This is a genomic window from Pararhizobium sp. LjRoot255, from assembly GCF_964252905.1.
In the GTDB taxonomy this organism is placed as follows: Bacteria; Pseudomonadota; Alphaproteobacteria; order Rhizobiales; family Rhizobiaceae; genus Pararhizobium.
Genome location: NZ_CAXUPQ020000002.1, coordinates 757,766 through 776,360, shown reverse-complemented (window position 1 = coordinate 776,360; position 18,595 = coordinate 757,766). Strand labels below are relative to the sequence as shown.

Here is an 18,595-nt window from a genome sequence, read left to right as displayed (position 1 = left end):
TGCGCAAGAGAAGGAGAAATATTTCCGCTCGACGAAGATTGCATATGTCACTTAACATACAAGTGTCAACATGAGAGTGCTCGTTTCAAATCGATGAACCCGAGCCAGGAGGAGGCGGAGGAAGACCGGTTCACGGCACCATCAGGCCGTTCATGCCGCCGAAGAGAAGCGCCGATCTTCCAGGTCGCCGATTACGGCCTCGTCGACGATCTGTTCGATATCCTGCCGGAACTCGAAAAGGGGACTGGCCCATCGCCGTGACCGTGCCAATAGGCGACCACCAGCTGTTCGCTTTTGGTGAACGCCCGCTCGGTACGCAAATAGGCGCGAATTTTCTTCGCCAGCCCGGCTTCGCACCCCACCCAGGCGAACCGTGACTCCCCCGGGGCCGGAAAATCAGCGCTTTCGACGGCATCCAGCAGGTTGCGTCGGCAAGCGGCTGCGCCATTCTCCCGATAAAGCCACTCAATTGCAAAGCCCGGCGGGGCCGCAAGCGCCTGCCGCTCCGTTTCGCTGGCAACCTCGATAGCGGCAATTCCCCGCGCCGTTGCCGGCAGGCTTTCGAGGATACGGGCAATGGCTGGCAGGGCGGTCTCGTCACCGGCGAGCAGATACCAGTTGGCCTTGCCGATGCCGCCGCCGCCCGGTCCCGCCGCGCCGGCCGGGTCGCCGGGCCGCGCCTGCCGCGCCCAGCACGCGCCGGGGCCACTCGAACCATGCAGAAAGAAATCGACGTCGATGGTGCTGCGCGCCCGGTCGATGGAACGCACCGTGTAGCGCCTCCAGACCGGGGCGAACTGCGAGGCTTCCGAACCGGAAAAATCGAGCTGGCGCCGCTGCTGCGCAGCAACCTCGTCGAGGTTGATCAATATCTGCAGGTGCAGCGCGCTCAGCGTATCGAAACGCTTGATGCCGTTGCCCTTGAAGGTGATCCGCCGCATCCGTGGGGTTATATCCCTGACGGCAACGACTGCGAGCGTACAGAAGCTGGGAGGGAGGCGGAGATTGCGGCTCTCTTCGTTCCATTCGATGCGCGGCGCCGGATGCCCCGCTAACTCCGAAAATTCGGCCTGCAGCCACATTTTGACGAAGTAGAACGATTCAAGATCGGCGGCAGCGGCCTCAACCGACACATGGCGACCGTCCTGACTGAGCGAGCCGGCAACCTCCGGCAAGATCACAGTAAAAACGCCATCGTCTTCCTGCACGTCCATGCCGTGCTCGCGCAAGTGATCGCAAAGGCGGCGAAGACAGTTTTCCGGGTCGGGAATTTCCATGCGTGCCCGCAAGGTATAGGGCAACGCACGATTGGCCGAAAGCTCAAGCGGGCTCATCGCTCTACCTCTGTACCGGGCTCCATCCCAGGATGCCATAGCCGCTCTGAAAAGAAGCGCTGGCGGGAAATCGACACGATCGCGGCCCGCTTGCTGGGGAAATCGACGGTTTTGATATGGGAAAAACCCGATCTCTGCAGGTTGCGCAACTGGCGATAGTGATCGGCCTGCGGCTCCTGGACGATGCGTTCGGTGCGAGCCTCGTCGAGGAACATCAGATGCAGCAGCGACGGCAGCCAGGCCGTGAACCATCGGCGCCCGCGAAAGGCGTCCTCTCCAACGATCACGTGACAACCGCGGTCGTAGTCACCGGCATCGCAGAAAGTGCCGATCAGGTCCTCCTTCGCCCAGTAGATCTCGAAGTAGGAAAAGGCCTTTCCGTCGAACCGGCCGATCAGCGGGATGATGTGCGGATCGGCGAGCATACCCTCCAGATAACGCCGGTGGCGGGCTTCGTCCCCGGCTTCACGCCAAAATTCATTGACCCGTGGATCGTTCATCCAGCGATGGATATCCGGCAGGTCGTCGAGCGTTGCGGCATCGAAAGCAAGCGTTCCGCGGAGCCAGGGAACGAAGCGGGCATAGAGCCGCCCAGTCGGCTTGGGCGGCCTTGCGGGATATGCCGTCCTGCCGTCATGAACCTCATGGCGCGGATAGGCCGGCGAGGGGGAGCGCATCCAAAAGTCCGGTATCTGCCAGACCATATCGGCGCTCACCATTGGCAGTGCGGTGAGGCTCCTTCCCGGAACGGCGAGGCCGCGTCGTAAAAGCTCCGGCAGAAAGCCCGCCCATCCATCACCGGCCAGGGACACCGAGGCAATATCGCGCTGGGTGGCAAAAAGATACTCGAACGCCGAACAAGCCAACCGGACCCCCTGTGGGCCAGACGGCGGCAGGACGGCAACCTCGAGGGTCGCCGCGGCTGCCCGCGACAACAGGAAGACCGCATGATTGGCCTCGCCGGACGAGACCGACAGAGCCGATCCGGTTTGCCTGACCTCGATCGCCCCCGCTTCGGAAAGCACGGCGGATCGATGGACAAGACCATCGCCAGCGGCGGTTTTGTTCCCCACGATATTCACAGGCGAGCTCCACTGCCTTTGATGCGATCCCTCACATCAAAAGACTTTCGTCAGCGAGACTGCGAATGTGCGCCCGCGTCCCTTATAGTCGAACACCGTTTCGTCGGCGAGCGCACCGTAAAGCGCCTTGGCGCGCGAACCCCAGACGGTCGTATAGTCTGTGTCGAAGACGTTATGGATGCCGAAGTTCAAAGTCGTGTCCTTATCTTCGAACGCGTAGCCTCCCGTCAGGTCGAACAATGTGTAGCCATCGATCTTGAACGCATCGGCATCAGTCAGTTCGAACACGTGCTGGCCCGAGAATTTCAGGTTGAGAGCGTCACCGGTCCAGCCGACATAACCACCGAGCTTGGAAACGCTGGCGCTGCCGACCGTGTCCTTCTCCCAACCGTCGTCGCCCTTCAGCTCGGTTTTCACCCACTGGCCCAAGACGCCGACGTCGAATCCGTAGTCGAGTTTCGCACCGGCCTTTCCTTCGATGCCGTAGACACGCCGGTCCTGATCCACGACCTCCACCGCAAGCGTCGAACGGTTGAGGTTGATGGAGCGATCTGAGAGCGAATAATAGGCTGCCGTCTCGAAATTGTAGGTGCCGTCATCCAGCCTGTAGCCGATTTCGAACGAGTTGGTCTTGATCGCCTCCAGGGCCGAATCTGCGACGTTGACGCTATCGAGCAGCGAATAGTGACCGCCCGACAGCGAATAAAGGCCGATGCCGTAATACTTGGCCGGGTCGGGCAGTTCGAAGCCCTGACTGAAGTTGGTGTAGACCTGCTGCGTATCGGTCAGCTGATAGATCGCACCTGCATTGAAAAGCGCCGCATCGTAATCCACCTCGCCACCGGGAATGACGTCGGCGGACGTCGCCGCCCCCCGAAGAATGGCAACCTGCTGGGCGGCTCCGACGAAATCGGAGACCTTGGTGTTGACGAACTGGTAACGCACGCCGCCGTTCAGCGTCAGCTTGTCGGTGACTTCGTAGGACGCCTCGACAAAGCCGGCGACGGTAGAGACGTCGATTCCCGGATAAAGGCCCGTCGTGCCGATCGTCTCGAAATTCAGGCCGCCCGTTGTCGCTGCCAGCAGCATGTCGAAGACATTCTGATGCGATGAGAAGGAATCACGGTCGGCATCGATGCCATAGGTGATCTTCAGATTATCGGTCGGCTCGGCAACCAGGGCGGCATTTATGCCGTAGTAGTCCGTATCCTGCGAACTGCCGGCAAAATAGCTGCCTGACGGGAACGGGCTGAACTGCAGCCGCTCGCTTCGATAGGAACCCTGCAACAGAAGCTGCTGACCGAAGATATCGTCATCGGTATAGGTAACATTGAACATGGAGCGGCGGGTGCGCGGATTGAAATCCGACTTGTAGCCGCTGCGCGTCTCGAACAGGCTTGGGTCGGCCAGTGCGGCAAAGAACGGGCCGTAGTAGAGGCCGTAGTCAGACTCCTGCTTGCTGTCGAAAAATTGCCCGGAGAGTTCGAGCCGGCGGCCGTTGTCGATCTGGTAGCCGACAGACCCCATGATATCGATCCGGTCGTTGAAGGCCGTCGAGGTTTGCGTGATATCCGGGATGAGGACGGTGCCGGTACCGTCGTAAAAGGCGCCGGACTTGCTGCCCGCAACGGAAAAACGCGCGTCCCAGTTGTCGCTGTTATAGGTAACGGCGCCGGCTGCGTTGCGATCAAAGTCCTTGCTTCCGGAAAAACCGCTGCCCATGCCGCCGGTTACTTCGGCATGCATGCCAGGCTCGGCATTCTTGCCCTTCTTCGTGATGATGTTGATGATACCGCCGGTGGCGTTGCCGCCGTAGAGCGCGGTTGCACCCGAAAGAACCTCGACCCGTTCGATGTTGAAAGGATCGATGGAATCGAACTGCCGGCTGAGCGAGCGGGCGGAATTCATCGACACGCCGTCTATGAGGACGAGTGCTGTACGGCCGCGCAGGTTCTGGCCATAGGAGGTGCGGGCACCCACGCTTGCCGGATCGAAGCTCGGTATCGTTTCGCCGAGAATCTGCTGCAGCGTCTTTCCAGAACGCGCCTGGGACTGGATTTCCTGGGATTCGACGACGTAGATCGTTCGCGCAGTCTCCGAAATCTGCTGCGGCGACCGACCGCCGGTCACCACGATCGCATCGAGCGTCGTCGACGTGTCCTGGCTTGTTATTGCTGTGTCCGCCGCCTGATCCGTATCCTGGGCAACCACGCCGGTGCCGGCCATTGCAGCCGCCATTGTTACCAGCCACACCCCACCATGAAATTTTCTGCCCATAACGTCCCCTGTGCACCGAAAAACGACCCGCCCGCTTGATCCCCGGAAGCGAATTGGTAATACAAGACTATTTAAGTCATGTTTATGGGATCCGATGTATCCCCGCTTGGATTGAGGCGAACCGGACTAGGACGGACGCGAACTTCAACAAGAAAGGCCGTGCACGGCATGGAAACCATCCGACCGCTGAAATTCGGCACTCTGTCGCTCCCTGACAGCGAAAGCAGGATCGTATGCCGCAGCATTCTTCTCGATATGCTTGGCGACGCGAAGATTGCCGTCGAAGACGGCGATCTGGCTGGCGTGACAGGGCTGTTCTGGAAATATGTGTCGCTGTCGCTTGCGACGCTCTATTTCCCGAAAGTCTCACTTCGCCTGACCACCAACGGCCTCACGGATTCGGGTATCGTCATTGTCCGCGCAATGGACGGGCCGCTGTTCGTTCACCGCCGCCGTCGCAAGATTGATGTCGCGCGCTCGGATGTTATCTTTCTGCCTGCGGACGGGCCTTCTGAAATCACTCTGCCGGAGGGCGGACGCTTCGACTGCGCGCATCTTCCGGCTTACGCGCTTGCTTCCGTGCGTGAACTTCTGGCACCCCTGATGATGCAGCCGCTTGCGGCCGACTGCCTTCCGCTGCAATTGCTGACCAGCTATGCCGGCTACCTTCTGCGGCAGGAGTATCAGAGCGAACAGGATGCAGGCATGATGGTCGCACACTTCTACGACCTGCTGCCGGTTCTCGCCCAGCATGCCGGCAGCACCGGTGCGCCGGATACCCCGCAGAATCGCATTGTCTCCATCAAGGCATATATCGAACGGCAGCTTGCCAACGGATCGTTCTCGCTCACGGATGTCGCGGATAATGAGGGCATCACGCCGCGCGCGATCCAGAAATTTTTCAGCCGGGAGGGAACGACCTTTTCCCGCTATGTGCTTGGAAGGCGGCTGTCGCTTGCCAAGGGCTTTATACTGGCGGAGGGACCATCCATGCCGATCAGCCAAATCGCCTACAATGTCGGCTTCAACGACCTCTCCTATTTCAATCGCACCTTCCGAAGCCGCTACGGCGTGCGGCCATCCGATCTGCGCCGTCTCGCCAGTGCTGGAACCGACTGACGGCATCCATGACCAGTGCGTGCAAATTCGAAAAGCCGCCCGAGAAACAAGGGCGGCTCTTCCGTTGAAGCGGATGACTTGCGCGGTGCTAAAGCTGCCTCAGGCGGCGTCGCTGCGCCTTTCGAAGGCGACCAGCGGATTGTCTACCATGCCCTGGAAATCCGGCACCGGACGTTCGTCGTCGTCGGCGTAGCCGTGCGTGAACAGGCGGACGCGATTCAGGCACAGGCGGGGATATTCATCGCCGAACAGGTCGAATATCGCAAAGCGCGATGCCATGTCCGGGAACCGCGCCTGGTAGCGCAGGACACTTTCGCGCGCGAGCGCCCAGAAGGCGCTTTCGGAAACGCCGGATCGCTGGTCGAACAGCACGGACATATAGCGGAAGACGCAGATGAACAGCGTCGTCTGGATAAAATGGATGAGGAAATCGGCAGGCAGGCAAAGCAGAACGGACCGGACCTCTTCAGGCAGGCTGGCGCTCTCGGGAAATTCCTCGTCGCATACGATGACGTCGTCAATGAAATCGCGAAGGGCGAGCCGTGCGGGGCGTCCGTCCTTCACGATGAGCGTCGCATTCTGGCCGTGCGCCGAGAAGGCGAGGCCATGTTTTGCCAGGAGGTGGAAAACGGGCGGGATGACAACGTCGAAGAACAGAGCCAGCCATTCGGGCACGGATATGCCCGCCTTTTCGGCCAGCGCCTGCACGACCGGCTTGCCATCGGTCCCCGCATGCAGCAGAGCCGCGAGCGGAACACCGGTTTCCCCCGGCTTCAGATGCCCGGCAAGGCTGTCGCGCCAAAGGCAACCCAGCATCTCGTTGAATTGGTAGGGCGCGCCGTCGATCGTCGAGAATTGCGGATGGACGTAGTGCATGCCGGCGCGTTCACCCAAAAGAACCAAGCCGCATTCGTCCGACAGGAACCGGTCCCTGGCGAGCAATTCGTCGAGCCACGTCGTCAGAGGAGCGGCGGTCAGCGCCCGTTTTCCCGGAATGCCGCGGTAGACAGCCGTATTGAGAATGGTCATGCACAGCTTCAACGTCGATTTTTCCGGATGGGAAATGTTCGACAGGGTGCGCACGGATTGCTGCGGCAGATAGTGATCGTCGCCGTGACCGAGCAGGACGATATGGTCCGATGCAATGTCGGCGGCAAAGTGCGGGACGATCATGTGGTCCCATTGCCAGGGATGCACCGGCATCATGTGATGCGTCGCGGCTGAGCCTCCGTGGCCGGCAAGGGTGGCCCGGAACGCCTCCAGGCGGGCCTCGCCGACCGCGTCGCGCACCAGCCCCTCATTGGTCAGGTTCTGCTCTGCAATGAAGGATGCGCGGTCCTTGCTGACGGCAAGCCACAGCACCTCTGTCGGTGCCTGGTTTTCAGGCGTATAGGCGAGATAGTCGGAATAGCCGAGGCCGATGCGTCCCTTGCTGACCGTCACCCACGGATGGCCGGTGGTTTCGCCCTCCAGCCGGATGTCGTCGAGGCCGGCGAGTTCCGCGCCGGTTTTCGTCGCCCGGGCAGCGATATGCGCGTCCGAAACCAGCGTATTGCCGAGCTCCTTGATGAAATGTGCGATCGTCATCGGCTTAACGCCAAGTTCAGGCAGGACATCCGCACAGAACGCAAGCGGATCATGGAGCGGCGTATCGATGGCTCCCTTTGTCTTCACGATGCTGTGCGGGTCGACGGAGAGATTGCCGAAGACATAGCGCTTCGCCTTGAACCGATAGGCCGTATCTCCGATCTCGATGCGGTAATGGCCCGGCTTTTCCTTTCTTACGTCAAAGACGCGCTCATAGGCGAACTCCTCGATGATCTTGGCGAGAAGACGCCGGGAAGCCTGTTGCCACAGCTCCTTGGAAAAGGCGCCGGCAAAGACGGGATCATGACGCATGGGCATAAAAATCTCCTGAAATCGAGGACGAATCGGATTGGCGGCCAGGCAGGCCGAAATTTTGGAACGATGCCGGTGCGCTGACGCGGTAACGCTCCCCGCCGAGCAGTTGGTTGACGATAACGGCGTTGCGGAAAGCGCCGAGACCGAGATCGGGGGCGCCCACGCCGTGGTGGAAGGTTTCCGCGTTTTGGACGAAAATGTTGGCCCTGCCGCCGTCGCACCGACGCGCGCGAAAATCGTCGCCGACGATCAGGTCGCCTCTCTCGCAGGTTTCGAGAACACGGCCCTTGAGCTTGCCGAGCCATTCCGGCCAGGCATGGCGATAGCCGGTCGCGGCAACGATCGCATCCGTTTCGACGAGAGCCTTCTGCTCGAGATGGTTATGGCCGATCCCGAGACGGAAGGAGCCATGCGGTCCTGCGCTCTCCAACGTTTCGACCGCACAGTTCGAGTAGAGGGAAAGGCCCGGATCGCGTCCGCCGACGGAACGCTCGTAAAGAAGATCGAAGATCTCGCCGATGGTCGAGAAGCTGATACCCTTGTAGAGAAGGCCCTGGTTGGCCACGATCTCGCGGCGCCTGGACGGCGTGATCTCGTGGAAATGGCGCATGTAGTCGGGGGTGAAATATTCGAGCCCGAGCTTGGAATATTCCATCGGGAAAAAGCCTGCGGAGCGGGTGATCCATTGGATGGAAGAGCCGGCGGCGACCATCTCCGGCGTCAGGTCGTTGTAGAGCGCCAGTACGCATTCGGCAGCGCTTTGTCCGGAGCCGACAACGGTTATGCGCCGCCGCTTCGACAGCTCGGTGCGGCGCTTGCCGAATTCGCTGGAATGCAAAAGCGGGCCTGCCGTCCGGATACGGGCCCATTGCGGCAGAAACGGTACCGTTCCGACGCCGATCGCAATGTTGCGGCTGCGATAGTGCTGCCTCGCCCCCGAAGCTGCGCGGCTTTCGACGAGGAAGCTGTCGGACGCTGCCTCATGGGTGACGTCGACCACATTCTCGTCGAAACGGCAGTTCGAAAGCTGCTCTGATGCCCAGCGGCAGTAGTCGTCATATTCCTGCCGGGGGATCATGAAGTGTTCGTAGAAATAGAATTTGTAGAGGCGGTCGTGCATGGCGAGATAATTCAGGAAGCTCAACGGGTGCGTCGGGTCAGCCATGGTGACGAGGTCAGCCATGAAGGGGACTTGCAGGGTCGTGCCCGGCAGAAGAAGACCTTCATGCCAGCGGAACGCCGGCTTGCGCTCGAGAAAAACGCTGGCGAGATTGTCGTGGGAGGAGAGGAGGGCGGCAAGACCGAGATTGAACGGTCCGATGCCGATACCCGCCAGATCGAGATCCATCATGATTATAATCCGAACTGTTGGCTGAAGCGGTTGCGATGGCAAAACATCAGTTTTGCGCGCTTGTCGGGAAGATCGATTTCGCCCTGTTCCTCGAAGGCGCAGACCGGCGCATAGCGCAACAGACGCCGCGCCGCGACGCTCGGCTCACCCACGACCTTTCGGGTCGCAGGATCGTCCAGAAAGAGGAACCGGGTGAAGGCGCGGATCACCGCGGGCGCTGTACCGTGGCCGAAGAAGGAGGGCTCTCCGACCAGCATATGCCAGCCCCGATCTTTTTCCTCGGCCGGGTAATAGCGCCCGAGAATATCGTCCTTCGCCCAATAGGCTTCCCAATAGCTCATCGGGATACCGTCGATCAGGCCAATATATGGGTCCTGATGCGGATCGGCGAGGTTGGTGTCGATATAGGCGGCTATATCCTCGATCGGCTTTGCCATCTTCCACTGCGGTACCACATGTGCCTGGTTCATCCAGCGCCAGAGAAGCTCCAGGTCACGCTCCTTCTGAAGAGGCCGGAAGCTGACCGTACGCCCGATATCCGGGTCGTAGCGCGAATAGGCCAAGGCCGCATCGGGCTTGCTCAGATCAAGCATCGGCCAGGGCCTTTTCTGACTGCAGCATGGGATTGTCGATTTCGAGGTAGACCGACTGCGTTTCGAGCGGGCCGACGAGTTCGTCCATCCGCGCAAGGCGTGTTTTCAGGTTGGCCTTGCAATGCAGCGCGGGCGCCAGCATCTTGCGCACGAGCCCGGAATTTGCACCTTCGAGCGCTTCGAGCCGCAGCAGTTCGCGGCGCAACAGGGCGATCAGAACAGTCTCTTCGACAAGCCCCTCGCGCCCGAGCGCCCCGATCATGCCGAACACCGAGTTGATGAACGCGTAGTAGAGCAGCCGCTCGTCCACAGGCTCCTCGCCGAAGACGGATTCGCTGGCTTCGCCGAGACCGGGCAGGGCTTCAGCCAGCCTCTTGTGAGCGCGCTCATGGTGGAAGAAGCCCTGATTGTCGCGATAGAAGACGCCGACCGGGTAGCCGTTTTTGAGCTCGATCAGCATGTTCTGTTGATGCGCCTCCATGGCTATGCCATGCCGCAGGTAAAGGCCGAAGACGGGGCGGACAAAGACCCTGAGGAACCGTTCGAACCAGTCCGTCGCGACGGCATCGAGCACGCGGTTTTCAATCCGGGCACGCTTGCGGATCAAGGCGCCGAGGCGGCTGCCGCGTTCCGGCAGATGCTCGCACAGAGCAGCAAGAAGCGAGACGTTGCGATCGGCATCGGCTCCGGTGAACGGGTTTTCACGCATTGTGACGGACAGACCATCAATCACCTTCCCAGCCACCTTGACGCCCAAATAGGCCGGGTCAGGCACGAGCGTCAGCCCGGGATAGCTGCGCGAAAAATCCTGCCACAGCCGATGACGGCGGAAACGATACATGTCATCGCCGCGCAACAGTTCGTGCGCGAGGTTGACGCGCACCGAATTGGTGATGCCGACACCGAGAGAGACCTTCAGCATGAATGGGGCATCAGGCCGGTAAAGCGTGCGCACCGACGATGTCGGGAACCAGGGCTTTCCCGCCTCACCGCAATCAATGACACGGCCGTCCACGACGAGGGCAGCGACAGCGGGATCCTTCAGCATATGATTGGCCTGCCAGGGATGAACCGGCAAGAGCGCGAAATCACCGGCGGGCAGGCGCGCTTTCAATTCGTCGAGATCGCTGCCGGTCACGCTCTCAAGCCAGCTTTCGGCAGAAGGTGATCCTTCGGAATGACCGGTATGAAACACGCTCCTCTCGACAGCGAACCAGCGGAGCGGAAAGCCGGTGGCGAATTCGGGCGAATAACGGCGCGACTCTGCCTCCGTCATACCCTCGCGGCTTTTCGGGCAGGGGTGGATGCCGTGGCCCGCAATCAGGCCCTGCTCCGCTGCGATAAAGGAGACTTCGTCACCGGCCAATCCGGCGAGATCGGCACTGCGTGCCTCAAGTGCGGCTTCCACGAGCAGGCGGCTTGACCGAGCACGGCTCAGAAGATCGTCGCGGCCCTCCTTTGCCGCGGTCGATGGGTCCAGCCGTTCGAGGGCCACGGCGACGGCATCCGCAGGGCTGATGGTTTGCCGGGTGTTCCCGCTGCTCAGCATGACCGGCTCACCGAAAAGGTGGTGCCCGGTTTCAGAACGGTAGAGTACCGGTAGAACAAGGCTTCCGCCGCTGCCCGGGAAGGTGAGCGTGAAGCGCTGGTGCCCCGGCTTTCCAGACCAGCCGACGTGTTTGGGATATTCGCGCGCAACGCAATTGAGAAGCGAGCGCAGGGCAAGGATTCCGGCATTATGGGCGTGCATGTTGTGTCTCCAGTTCGCGGGCCGTCTCGCCGATCGCATCGAGGACGCGGTAGACGACATCCGGCGTTGAATGCGGGTTCAGAAGCGTAAGCTTGAAGTGGACGCGACCGTCGAGAACGGTGGTCGCGAGGGCTGCGATACCGGCATGGAAAAGGGCGGACCGTATTCTGATCGTGATCGCATCCGAGCGTTCCGGCCCGTCGGGCGAAAGGTAGCGAAACAACACCGTCGACAGCGACGGCTGCCGCGCCAACCGAAGATATGCCCGCGCCTCGATAGCCCTGGCCGCGGCAAGGGTGTTCTCCAGCGTCTTGCTGATTAGGGCATCGAGACCGTTGCGACCGATCGATCGCATGGTCATCAGCACTTTCAGGGCATCGCCTCTGCGCGTCGTCTGGAAGGAGCGCTCGACCAGGTTCGGCGCATCGGCAAAGACGGCATCTTCCGGATTGAGATAATCGGCCTTCGTCGCCAAAGATGAGAAATCCGACTGATCGCGAACGAGAAGAGCGCCGCAACTGATGGGCTGGAACAGCATCTTGTGAAAGTCGAGCGCGATGGAATCGGCACACTCGATCCCCGCGAGACGGTCGCGGTGGCGGGATAACAGAAGGCCGCCGCCATAGGCCGCGTCGACGTGCATCCAGACATTCTGCGCTGCGGCGATATCGGCGATCGGCTGCAGCGGATCGATTGCGCCGAGGTCGGTCGTTCCGGCCGTCGCGACCACCGCGACCGGCAGGCGGCCTTGCCTCACCGCCTGCCGCAGGCTGGCCTCGAGCATCGGAACCAACATGCGACCGTCGGTATCGGTCGGGATCGTGATGACCGCGTCCTTGGCAAAGCCGAGAATGGCAGCGCTCTTGCGGATGCTGAAGTGCGATTGCTCCGAGGTGAAGATTACGCCCGCCGTTCTTGCATCGTCGCCGCAACGCGCGGCTGCCAGATGGAGCGCCGTCATGTTCGACTGGCTGCCGCCGCTGGTGAAATTGCCGCTTGCTGTGGCCGGCAGACCCACAAGTTCCGTCAGCCAGCCGAGAACCCGTTCCTCGACCATGGTGGCGAAGGGGGACTGATCCCAGGAATCGAGCGACTGGTTGGTAGCGGAGATCAGAACCTCCGCCGCCAGCGCCGGGACTGCCACCGGGCAATGAAGATGGGCCATTGCCGCCGGATCACCAACGGCAAGGGCGTGGTCGAGCGCCGGCCTGCCGATATCGGCGAGCGCCGCGGCAATGCCTGTCCCGGTTTTTGGGCAGGGGTCGAGGTCATTCAGCATGCTCCTCAATCCCTGCACGCTTGCGCCCGAATAGGGGCCGTGCCCGGCCGCGCCCCCGGCGACCAGATCGACCGCCTTGAGCATCGCTTCGCGAAAAGCCCGGCGTGAGGCAACGTCGCTGCCCAGAATCTGATCGGCGTGGTCTTGTTCGAGCGCGGGTGCCGCCTTGGTCGCTACGAAATTCATGCTCATGCTGCCTTGCGTCCGAGGCGACCGAACGCGGCAGCGAGGATGCCGGTGGCGCAATCAATCTCTTCGTCGGAAATGACGAGCGGTGGCAGGAAACGAAGCACGCTGCCGTAACGGCCGCCGGTTTCGAGGATGAGGCCGGCACGGAAAACATCGTTCTGGATCATCCGGGCAATCGCTGAGCCGTGCGGCGGGTGGCCGAGCGCATCGGGCCTGCCCTCCGGATCGACGATTTCGACGCCGAGCATCAGCCCCTCGCCACGAACTTCGCCGATATAGGACGTATTCGCGGCAATGCGCTCCAGATTGGAGCGCAGCCTACGGCCAGCGATTGCTGCCCGTTCGACCAGGCCGTCACGGCGGATGATTTCGAGCGTTTTCGATCCCGCTGCCATGGCCAACTGATTGCCGCGGAAGGTGCCTGCATGGGCGCCGGGCTTCCAAAGATCGAGCCCTTCCCGATAGATCACCACGGCAAGCGGCAGTCCGCCGCCGATTGCCTTGGAAAGCACGATGATATCCGGAACGATACCGGCCTTCTGAAAGGCGTAGAAGCTGCCCGTCCGGCCGACGCCGCTCTGAACCTCGTCGAGGATCAAGGGTATGCCGAGATCGCGCGTGACACGGCGGATAGTCCTCAGCCATTCGGCCGGTGCCGGGATGACGCCGCCTTCGCCCTGCACCGCTTCGAGAATGACGGCCGCGGGAAGATTGATGCCGCCTTCGGGATCGCGTAGCGCGCGCTCGAAATACTCCGCCGCTAGCGTCGCCGTTTCGTCACCGCCACGGCCGAAGGGGCAACGATAGGCATAGGGATAGGGAAAGAAATGCGCGCCGGGTACGAGCTGGCCGACCGCGGCCTTCGGCCCAAGCGAGCCCATCAGCGAGAGCGATCCCTGCGACATGCCGTGATAGGCGCCGCGGAATGAGACGATGTCGGTCCGGCCGGTCGCGGTCTTGGCGAGCTTGATGGCCGCCTCCACGGCATCGGTGCCGCTCGGCGAGCAAAACTGGATCTTTGCCTCTTCGCGTAGCCCCGCGGGCAGCGTTTCGAAGATATCGGCCACGAACCGGTCTTTCACCGGCGTTGTCAGATCGAGCGTGTGCAGCGGCAGGCCGGACCCGAGTACCTCCTGCAGCGTTTCGATTACTTCCGGATGGTTGTGGCCGAGCGCCAGCGTTCCGGCACCCGCAAGGCAATCGAGATAAGATCTGCCCTCGACGTCCGTGATGGTGCAGCCGGAGGCCGATTTCAGCGCGATGGGAAAGCGCCGGGGATAGCTGCGGGCGTTCGATTCACGCCGTGCCTGCCGATCGAGATAGAAGTCATTGCTCGAGAGTGCGGAAGCATCCATAAGGTCAACTCCGTTGAGATTTTCCGGGAAAGTCTGTTGGCAGGCTCAAATACCGGCCATTGCCGGTGCTGGTTGCGCCTTGATCGTCTGCAGCATCCAGACGGACAGTCCGATGCCGAGGACGGAGATGACCGTTGCAAGCGAAAAGAGCGTCTGGTAGCCGAACCTGTCCGCAAGCAAACCTGCGATCGAAGCACCGACCAGATAGATAACCAGTTCGGCGCAGGTCAGAATCGTGAAGTCCGTGCCCGGCTGATCGTCGGACGAGGACCCCATGAAAAATGAATAGATCGCCACCAGTTCCATGTAGCGGATGAACGTCTGGAAGGCGGAAGCCGACATGGCCACGGCAATCCCGGGCCAGATCCCGAAAGCATTCAGCGTGAAGGCGAGGAAGCAGAGGCTGCGCAGCCCGCCCAGAAGGACGAGCGTTGCGGTCAAACCCGCCTTGCGAATGATCAGGGCGGCGACGGCGGCGCCGAGAAGGCCGGCCGTGGCAGCCGCCCCGCCGGAAAGATAGCCGATCCAGTCGGTCGGCACCTTGCTATCGACGAGATAGGTTCCTTCCATGCCTCGCACCAGACCTTCGCTCGCCCGGTAGGTCAGGGCAAAAGCAAGAACCATCCACGCATTCGGCCGCCGGAAGAAGCCGAGAAGGCTAGGCCGCTTTCGCGCTGCCACATTTTGTGAAGTCTCCGGCTTGTCCTTCATCCAGATCGTCGCGACAAGGGGGAGGAGTGACAGGGCGGCTACCAGCAGGATTGTCGACCGCCAGCCGATCCAGTGGAAGAGCACCAGCGCCACTGTGCCGCCGATGATGACGCCAAGCGCAACTGCGCCTGCCTGCACCGCATTTCCGACCGGCCGCGACTTGCGTGTCAGATGGCGCACCGCATAGCCATCGGTCGCTATGTCCTGCACCGAGGAGAGGAGAGTGATGACCAGGCCGATGGCAAAGAGCCAACCGGCCTGATGAGGCGCGACCAGTGCCATCGAGGCAATGCCCGCGCTGACAAGAAGCTGCGTCGGCACCACCCAGCCGCGGCGGTGACCGAGGCTGGGCAAGGGTGCATAACGATCAATCAGCGGAGCGATCGCGAATTTCAGCACCAGCGGCAGCATCAGGAGCGAGAACAGTCCGATGGCCGTGCGCGACGCGCCGCTCTCCCGCATCAGCGGCGGCAGGGCGACAAGCAGAAGGTAGCTCGGAATACCCTGCGCGAGATAAAGCCCGCCCAGAACGGCAAAGAGTCGTCCGGCGCCGCGTGAAACGGAACCTTCATCCATCGTAGGAGAAGCCTGTACAATTGTCATGGAAGACCGACCTTGTCGCAGGGGTTGCAAGAACCCGGATTGTCCAGCGGGCCGCGCAGTACGGCGCCCCTTAAACAGGAGTATTTTTATCATGTTTAAGGGAGCTGTCGCATGATTGCTTGGATTTGCGCGAACCTGAGTAAGACAATTGCGAACAGGAGAAATCTACAGCACTGGCGACATCGTTAACGAGGAGCCGCTTGAAAGTGGTGGGCGCACGGGGGAAAGGCGGACAGCTGACTGTGTTGATTTTTGCAGGTTGGAATGAGGTGCTCGACCGCAAACCGCTCGGCAATCATCGCATTGAATACCTCAAACGGCGTCGCCAATGGACATCTCCGCCACTCGGCGCAAAATCCTCCATGTCGACATGGGTGATCGAAACGCTGTGACAATCACCCTTCCGCAAGTTCATTCAGGCGCTATGCTGTGCACCAAGAAACCAAGTGTGAGATCTTTCATGATGGCGCAAGATCAGAGCCACTTCCGGGAACGGATGACAATTCTCGGCGATCTTGATGCTGCCTCCTTCGTCCCCTGGATCCAGCGCCATGCCGCCAAGCTCGGGCTCTCCCAGGCCATACGCCACACCAGTTCCGTCCGGATCGAACTCGAGGTCGCAGGACCGGAAGAGCTGATCGACATGATGGAGATGGGGTGTTCTCTGGGGCCTATCGACGTCTGGGTGGAGACAATCGAACGCACGCCGATCGACGACCAAACCGACTAGGGCCACGGCGACTCTTTTCGCGGCCAGGACATCTTTTGCCCCTTATTTAACCAATATTGCCATTGCGAAATAATTATGCAAACGTGAGGGTGCTGGGACGCAGACCATCGGCGATGACTTCGGGGCCATAGCCGGCAAGACATTGATATTATGCAGAAAGTTGAGACATGCTATCCGATACGACCGGCTCCTGGACGCCAGTCGCCCTTTCCGCGGATTTGCCAGCGGGAACCGTGATGCCGGCACGGACGCCAGCCGGATCGATTGCCCTCTGGCGAAGCGATTCAGGGCGCATTGCGGCATCGGCGGATCGCTGTCCCCATCGCGGGATGCGCCTGTCTTACGGCTTCGTGCGCGGCGAAGCGCTTTCCTGCATCTATCACGGCTGGAGTTATGCCCGGGCAGGAAACTGTCTGCGCATTCCGGCCCATCCGGGGCTGGCGCCGCCAGAAACGATCCGGGTGGCAACACAGCAGGCCGAAGAGTCCGACGGGCTCGTCTGGGTTGCCGTGGGAGAACCCGCAGCCCGGCCCCCGCGGCTTGAAGGCCTCGTTCCCCTGCGCTCCCTGACGGCGTATGCCAGCGTTGCGGCGCTCGAAACTGCGGCCGATGCGAAGGCAGGCCCCGAGGGTATTGTCTGGAAGGTGCAGACTTCGCAGACGATCCGGCTGCTGCTCGCCCCACAGGAGGACCATCAGACGCTGATCCATGTTCTTCTGAGCGACAACAGCAGCCCGGCCCAGCGCATCGCCGCGTCACGTGCCACCGAGACCCTGCGGCGGGTGGCCGAAGCTCTCCAGACCAAGGGGATTGCGCCATGATGCACAATGCGATGATCAACGAGTGGTATCCGATCGGCCTTTTCAGTAAGCTGGACGCCGCCGGACGCAAGACCGCTCTGATGGGCGAGCCGATCGACGTCGCGCGCGACACCGAAGGCAATGCGAAAGTGACTGGCCGAAATGGACGCCCCTTACCCGTATGCGTCCGCTACGGCCACGTCTGGTCGTCCCTCGGCATCCCGCAAAAGCCACTTTTCGCCATCCCCGAAGCTGACCAGCCTGGCCGCCGTTTTGTCGATGTCGGCGTCGTTCGCGTGCGCTGTTCACCGTTGCGCGCGGTCGAGAACTTCCTCGACATCGCGCATTTTCCCTTCGTGCACACCGACATCCTGGGCGCCGAGCCCCACACGGAGGTTCAGAACTACAAGGTCGAGATTCGCGACGACGAGGACGAGGTCTGGGCGACCCAGGTCAAGTTCTACCAGCCGCAAGCTGCCAAATCGGCAAGCGGCGGTATCACGACGGAATATATGTACCGCGTGCCGGCACCGACCTGCTCCGTTCTCTACAAGACCTGCCCGCCACGTCCCGGCGAATGGGACGTCATCACGCTCTTCGTCCAGCCACTTGCCGAGGATCTCTGTGACGTCTGGCCGTGGATGGCACTCTTCGACGATGTCACACCGATGACCGACCTCATTCACTTTCAACAGACAATCTTCCTGCAGGACCGGTCGATCCTCGAAAACCAGATTCCACGGCTCCTGCCGCTCGATCCCGGCATGGAAATTCCGACGCGGGCCGACCTGACTTCGGTCGCCTACCGACGCTGGCTGAAACGCCACAACTATACATACGGCGCGCAGCTGGTGGCGCAATGAAGCTCTACGATTACATCCTTTCGCCCAGTTGCTACAAAGTGCGCCTGATGGCGGCGCTGACGGGTGTGAAACTCGATATCCGCCCGGTGGATTTCCACCCCGGCGCCGAGCACCGCGGCCCCGAGCTCCTGGCGCTCAATCCCGCAGGCTCTATCCCGATCCTTGAGGACGAAGACCTGATCCTGACCGAATCCTCAGCCATGCTCGCCTATCTCGCCGCGAGCGCGGCACCCGAATGGCTGGGCAGCGGCGCGGCGGAGGAAACGGCGCGCGTCCAACAGTGGCTCTCCTTCTCCCACCGGCTGACCGCGAGCCTCGGCGGCGCCCGCCTTCACGAGATGCTACTGCGTCTGGGCGACATCACCGCGCTTCAGGCCCAGGGCATCGCCGCGCTTCGCGAGCTGGAAGCAGGCCTGGTCGAGCAGGGTCTCCGCGGCATGCGGTTTCTCGCGGCAGACCGACCAACAATCGCCGACATTGCCTGCTTCCCCTATGTGGCGCTCGCGCCGGACGGCGGCGTCTCGATTGCCCCCTATCCGGCGATCCGGCTCTGGTCCCGCGCGCTGCGCAGCCTCGAACACTTCATCGAGATGCCAGGCATCCATCGGCTGCATGAATTGAAGCCCGAACCCCATATCGAACCGGGCAAGGTGTGAT

At 61.4% G+C, this 18,595-nt stretch carries 15 protein-coding genes and 1 pseudogene; 6 read left to right on the top strand and 10 right to left on the bottom strand.

Going from position 1 to position 18,595, the window contains the following annotated elements; genetic code table 11:
• Nucleotides 1–275: 275 nt before the first annotated feature.
• The 3 genes and pseudogenes from ACSQ2W_RS22720 to ACSQ2W_RS22710 form a co-directional block, all read right to left on the bottom strand.
• Nucleotides 276–1,277, bottom strand: a pseudogene (locus ACSQ2W_RS22720) (DUF2218 domain-containing protein); the annotation flags it as partial.
• Between the two features lie 53 nt (nucleotides 1,278–1,330).
• Nucleotides 1,331–2,407, bottom strand: a complete 1,077-nt coding sequence (locus ACSQ2W_RS22715) for a GNAT family N-acetyltransferase (RefSeq protein WP_436088421.1) — start codon at nucleotides 2,405–2,407, stop codon at nucleotides 1,331–1,333.
• Between the two features lie 45 nt (nucleotides 2,408–2,452).
• On the bottom strand, nucleotides 2,453–4,693 hold the full coding sequence (locus ACSQ2W_RS22710; RefSeq protein WP_436088420.1) for a TonB-dependent receptor: 2,241 nt from the start codon (nucleotides 4,691–4,693) through the stop codon (nucleotides 2,453–2,455).
• 168 nt (nucleotides 4,694–4,861) lie between these two features.
• Here ACSQ2W_RS22710 and ACSQ2W_RS22705 point away from each other — a divergent pair, with 168 nt between their 5' ends.
• The gene (locus ACSQ2W_RS22705) at nucleotides 4,862–5,812 is read left to right on the top strand and encodes a helix-turn-helix transcriptional regulator (RefSeq protein WP_436088419.1); all 951 of its coding nucleotides are present in this window, start codon (nucleotides 4,862–4,864) and stop codon (nucleotides 5,810–5,812) included.
• Nucleotides 5,813–5,911: 99 nt separating this feature from the next.
• Here the strand turns inward: ACSQ2W_RS22705 and ACSQ2W_RS22700 are convergent, their stop codons facing one another.
• The 7 genes from ACSQ2W_RS22700 to ACSQ2W_RS22670 are packed head-to-tail and all read right to left on the bottom strand — an operon-like array spanning nucleotide 5,912 to nucleotide 15,545.
• A complete protein-coding gene (locus ACSQ2W_RS22700; protein ID WP_436088418.1) occupies nucleotides 5,912–7,717 on the bottom strand; it encodes an IucA/IucC family protein in 1,806 nt (601 codons plus the stop codon).
• Nucleotides 7,701–9,065 carry a putative histamine N-monooxygenase gene (gene basC, locus ACSQ2W_RS22695; protein WP_436088417.1) on the bottom strand — a complete coding sequence of 455 codons (1,365 nt, stop codon included), beginning with the start codon at nucleotides 9,063–9,065 and terminating at the stop codon, nucleotides 7,701–7,703. Before basC ends, ACSQ2W_RS22700 begins: the two co-directional genes overlap by 17 nt.
• Before the next feature lie 2 nt (nucleotides 9,066–9,067).
• On the bottom strand, nucleotides 9,068–9,658 hold the full coding sequence (locus ACSQ2W_RS22690) for a GNAT family N-acetyltransferase (protein WP_436088416.1): 591 nt from the start codon (nucleotides 9,656–9,658) through the stop codon (nucleotides 9,068–9,070).
• Nucleotides 9,651–11,408, bottom strand: coding sequence for an IucA/IucC family protein (locus ACSQ2W_RS22685; protein WP_436088415.1), 1,758 nt, complete (start codon nucleotides 11,406–11,408; stop codon nucleotides 9,651–9,653). Before ACSQ2W_RS22685 ends, ACSQ2W_RS22690 begins: the two co-directional genes overlap by 8 nt.
• Entirely contained in the window at nucleotides 11,395–12,879 is a 1,485-nt protein-coding gene (locus ACSQ2W_RS22680) for a pyridoxal phosphate-dependent decarboxylase family protein (protein ID WP_436088414.1), read from the bottom strand. The genes ACSQ2W_RS22685 and ACSQ2W_RS22680 overlap by 14 nt, the downstream gene beginning before the upstream one ends.
• Nucleotides 12,876–14,231, bottom strand: coding sequence for a diaminobutyrate--2-oxoglutarate transaminase (locus ACSQ2W_RS22675; RefSeq protein ID WP_436088413.1), 1,356 nt, complete (start codon nucleotides 14,229–14,231; stop codon nucleotides 12,876–12,878). Before ACSQ2W_RS22675 ends, ACSQ2W_RS22680 begins: the two co-directional genes overlap by 4 nt.
• Before the next feature lie 45 nt (nucleotides 14,232–14,276).
• Nucleotides 14,277–15,545, bottom strand: coding sequence for a RhtX/FptX family siderophore transporter (locus ACSQ2W_RS22670; protein WP_436088412.1), 1,269 nt, complete (start codon nucleotides 15,543–15,545; stop codon nucleotides 14,277–14,279).
• Between the two features lie 200 nt (nucleotides 15,546–15,745).
• Here ACSQ2W_RS22670 and ACSQ2W_RS22665 point away from each other — a divergent pair, with 200 nt between their 5' ends.
• The 5 genes from ACSQ2W_RS22665 (at nucleotide 15,746) to ACSQ2W_RS22645 (ending at nucleotide 18,594) form a co-directional block, all read left to right on the top strand.
• Nucleotides 15,746–15,937 (top strand): hypothetical protein, encoded by a 192-nt coding sequence (locus ACSQ2W_RS22665; protein WP_436088411.1) that lies wholly within the window; start codon nucleotides 15,746–15,748, stop codon nucleotides 15,935–15,937.
• A gap of 71 nt (nucleotides 15,938–16,008) precedes the next feature.
• Nucleotides 16,009–16,275: an acylphosphatase gene (locus ACSQ2W_RS22660; RefSeq protein ID WP_436088980.1), complete on the top strand. Its 267-nt coding sequence runs from the start codon at nucleotides 16,009–16,011 to the stop codon at nucleotides 16,273–16,275.
• Between the two features lie 167 nt (nucleotides 16,276–16,442).
• Nucleotides 16,443–17,096, top strand: coding sequence for a Rieske 2Fe-2S domain-containing protein (locus ACSQ2W_RS22655; RefSeq protein ID WP_436088410.1), 654 nt, complete (start codon nucleotides 16,443–16,445; stop codon nucleotides 17,094–17,096).
• Complete coding sequence (locus ACSQ2W_RS22650) at nucleotides 17,093–17,938, top strand: aromatic ring-hydroxylating dioxygenase subunit alpha (RefSeq protein WP_436088409.1); 846 nt, start codon at nucleotides 17,093–17,095, stop codon at nucleotides 17,936–17,938. Before ACSQ2W_RS22655 ends, ACSQ2W_RS22650 begins: the two co-directional genes overlap by 4 nt.
• Nucleotides 17,935–18,594: a glutathione S-transferase family protein gene (locus tag ACSQ2W_RS22645; RefSeq protein ID WP_436088408.1), complete on the top strand. Its 660-nt coding sequence runs from the start codon at nucleotides 17,935–17,937 to the stop codon at nucleotides 18,592–18,594. The genes ACSQ2W_RS22650 and ACSQ2W_RS22645 overlap by 4 nt, the downstream gene beginning before the upstream one ends.
• The last annotated feature ends 1 nt before the right edge of the window (nucleotide 18,595 follow it).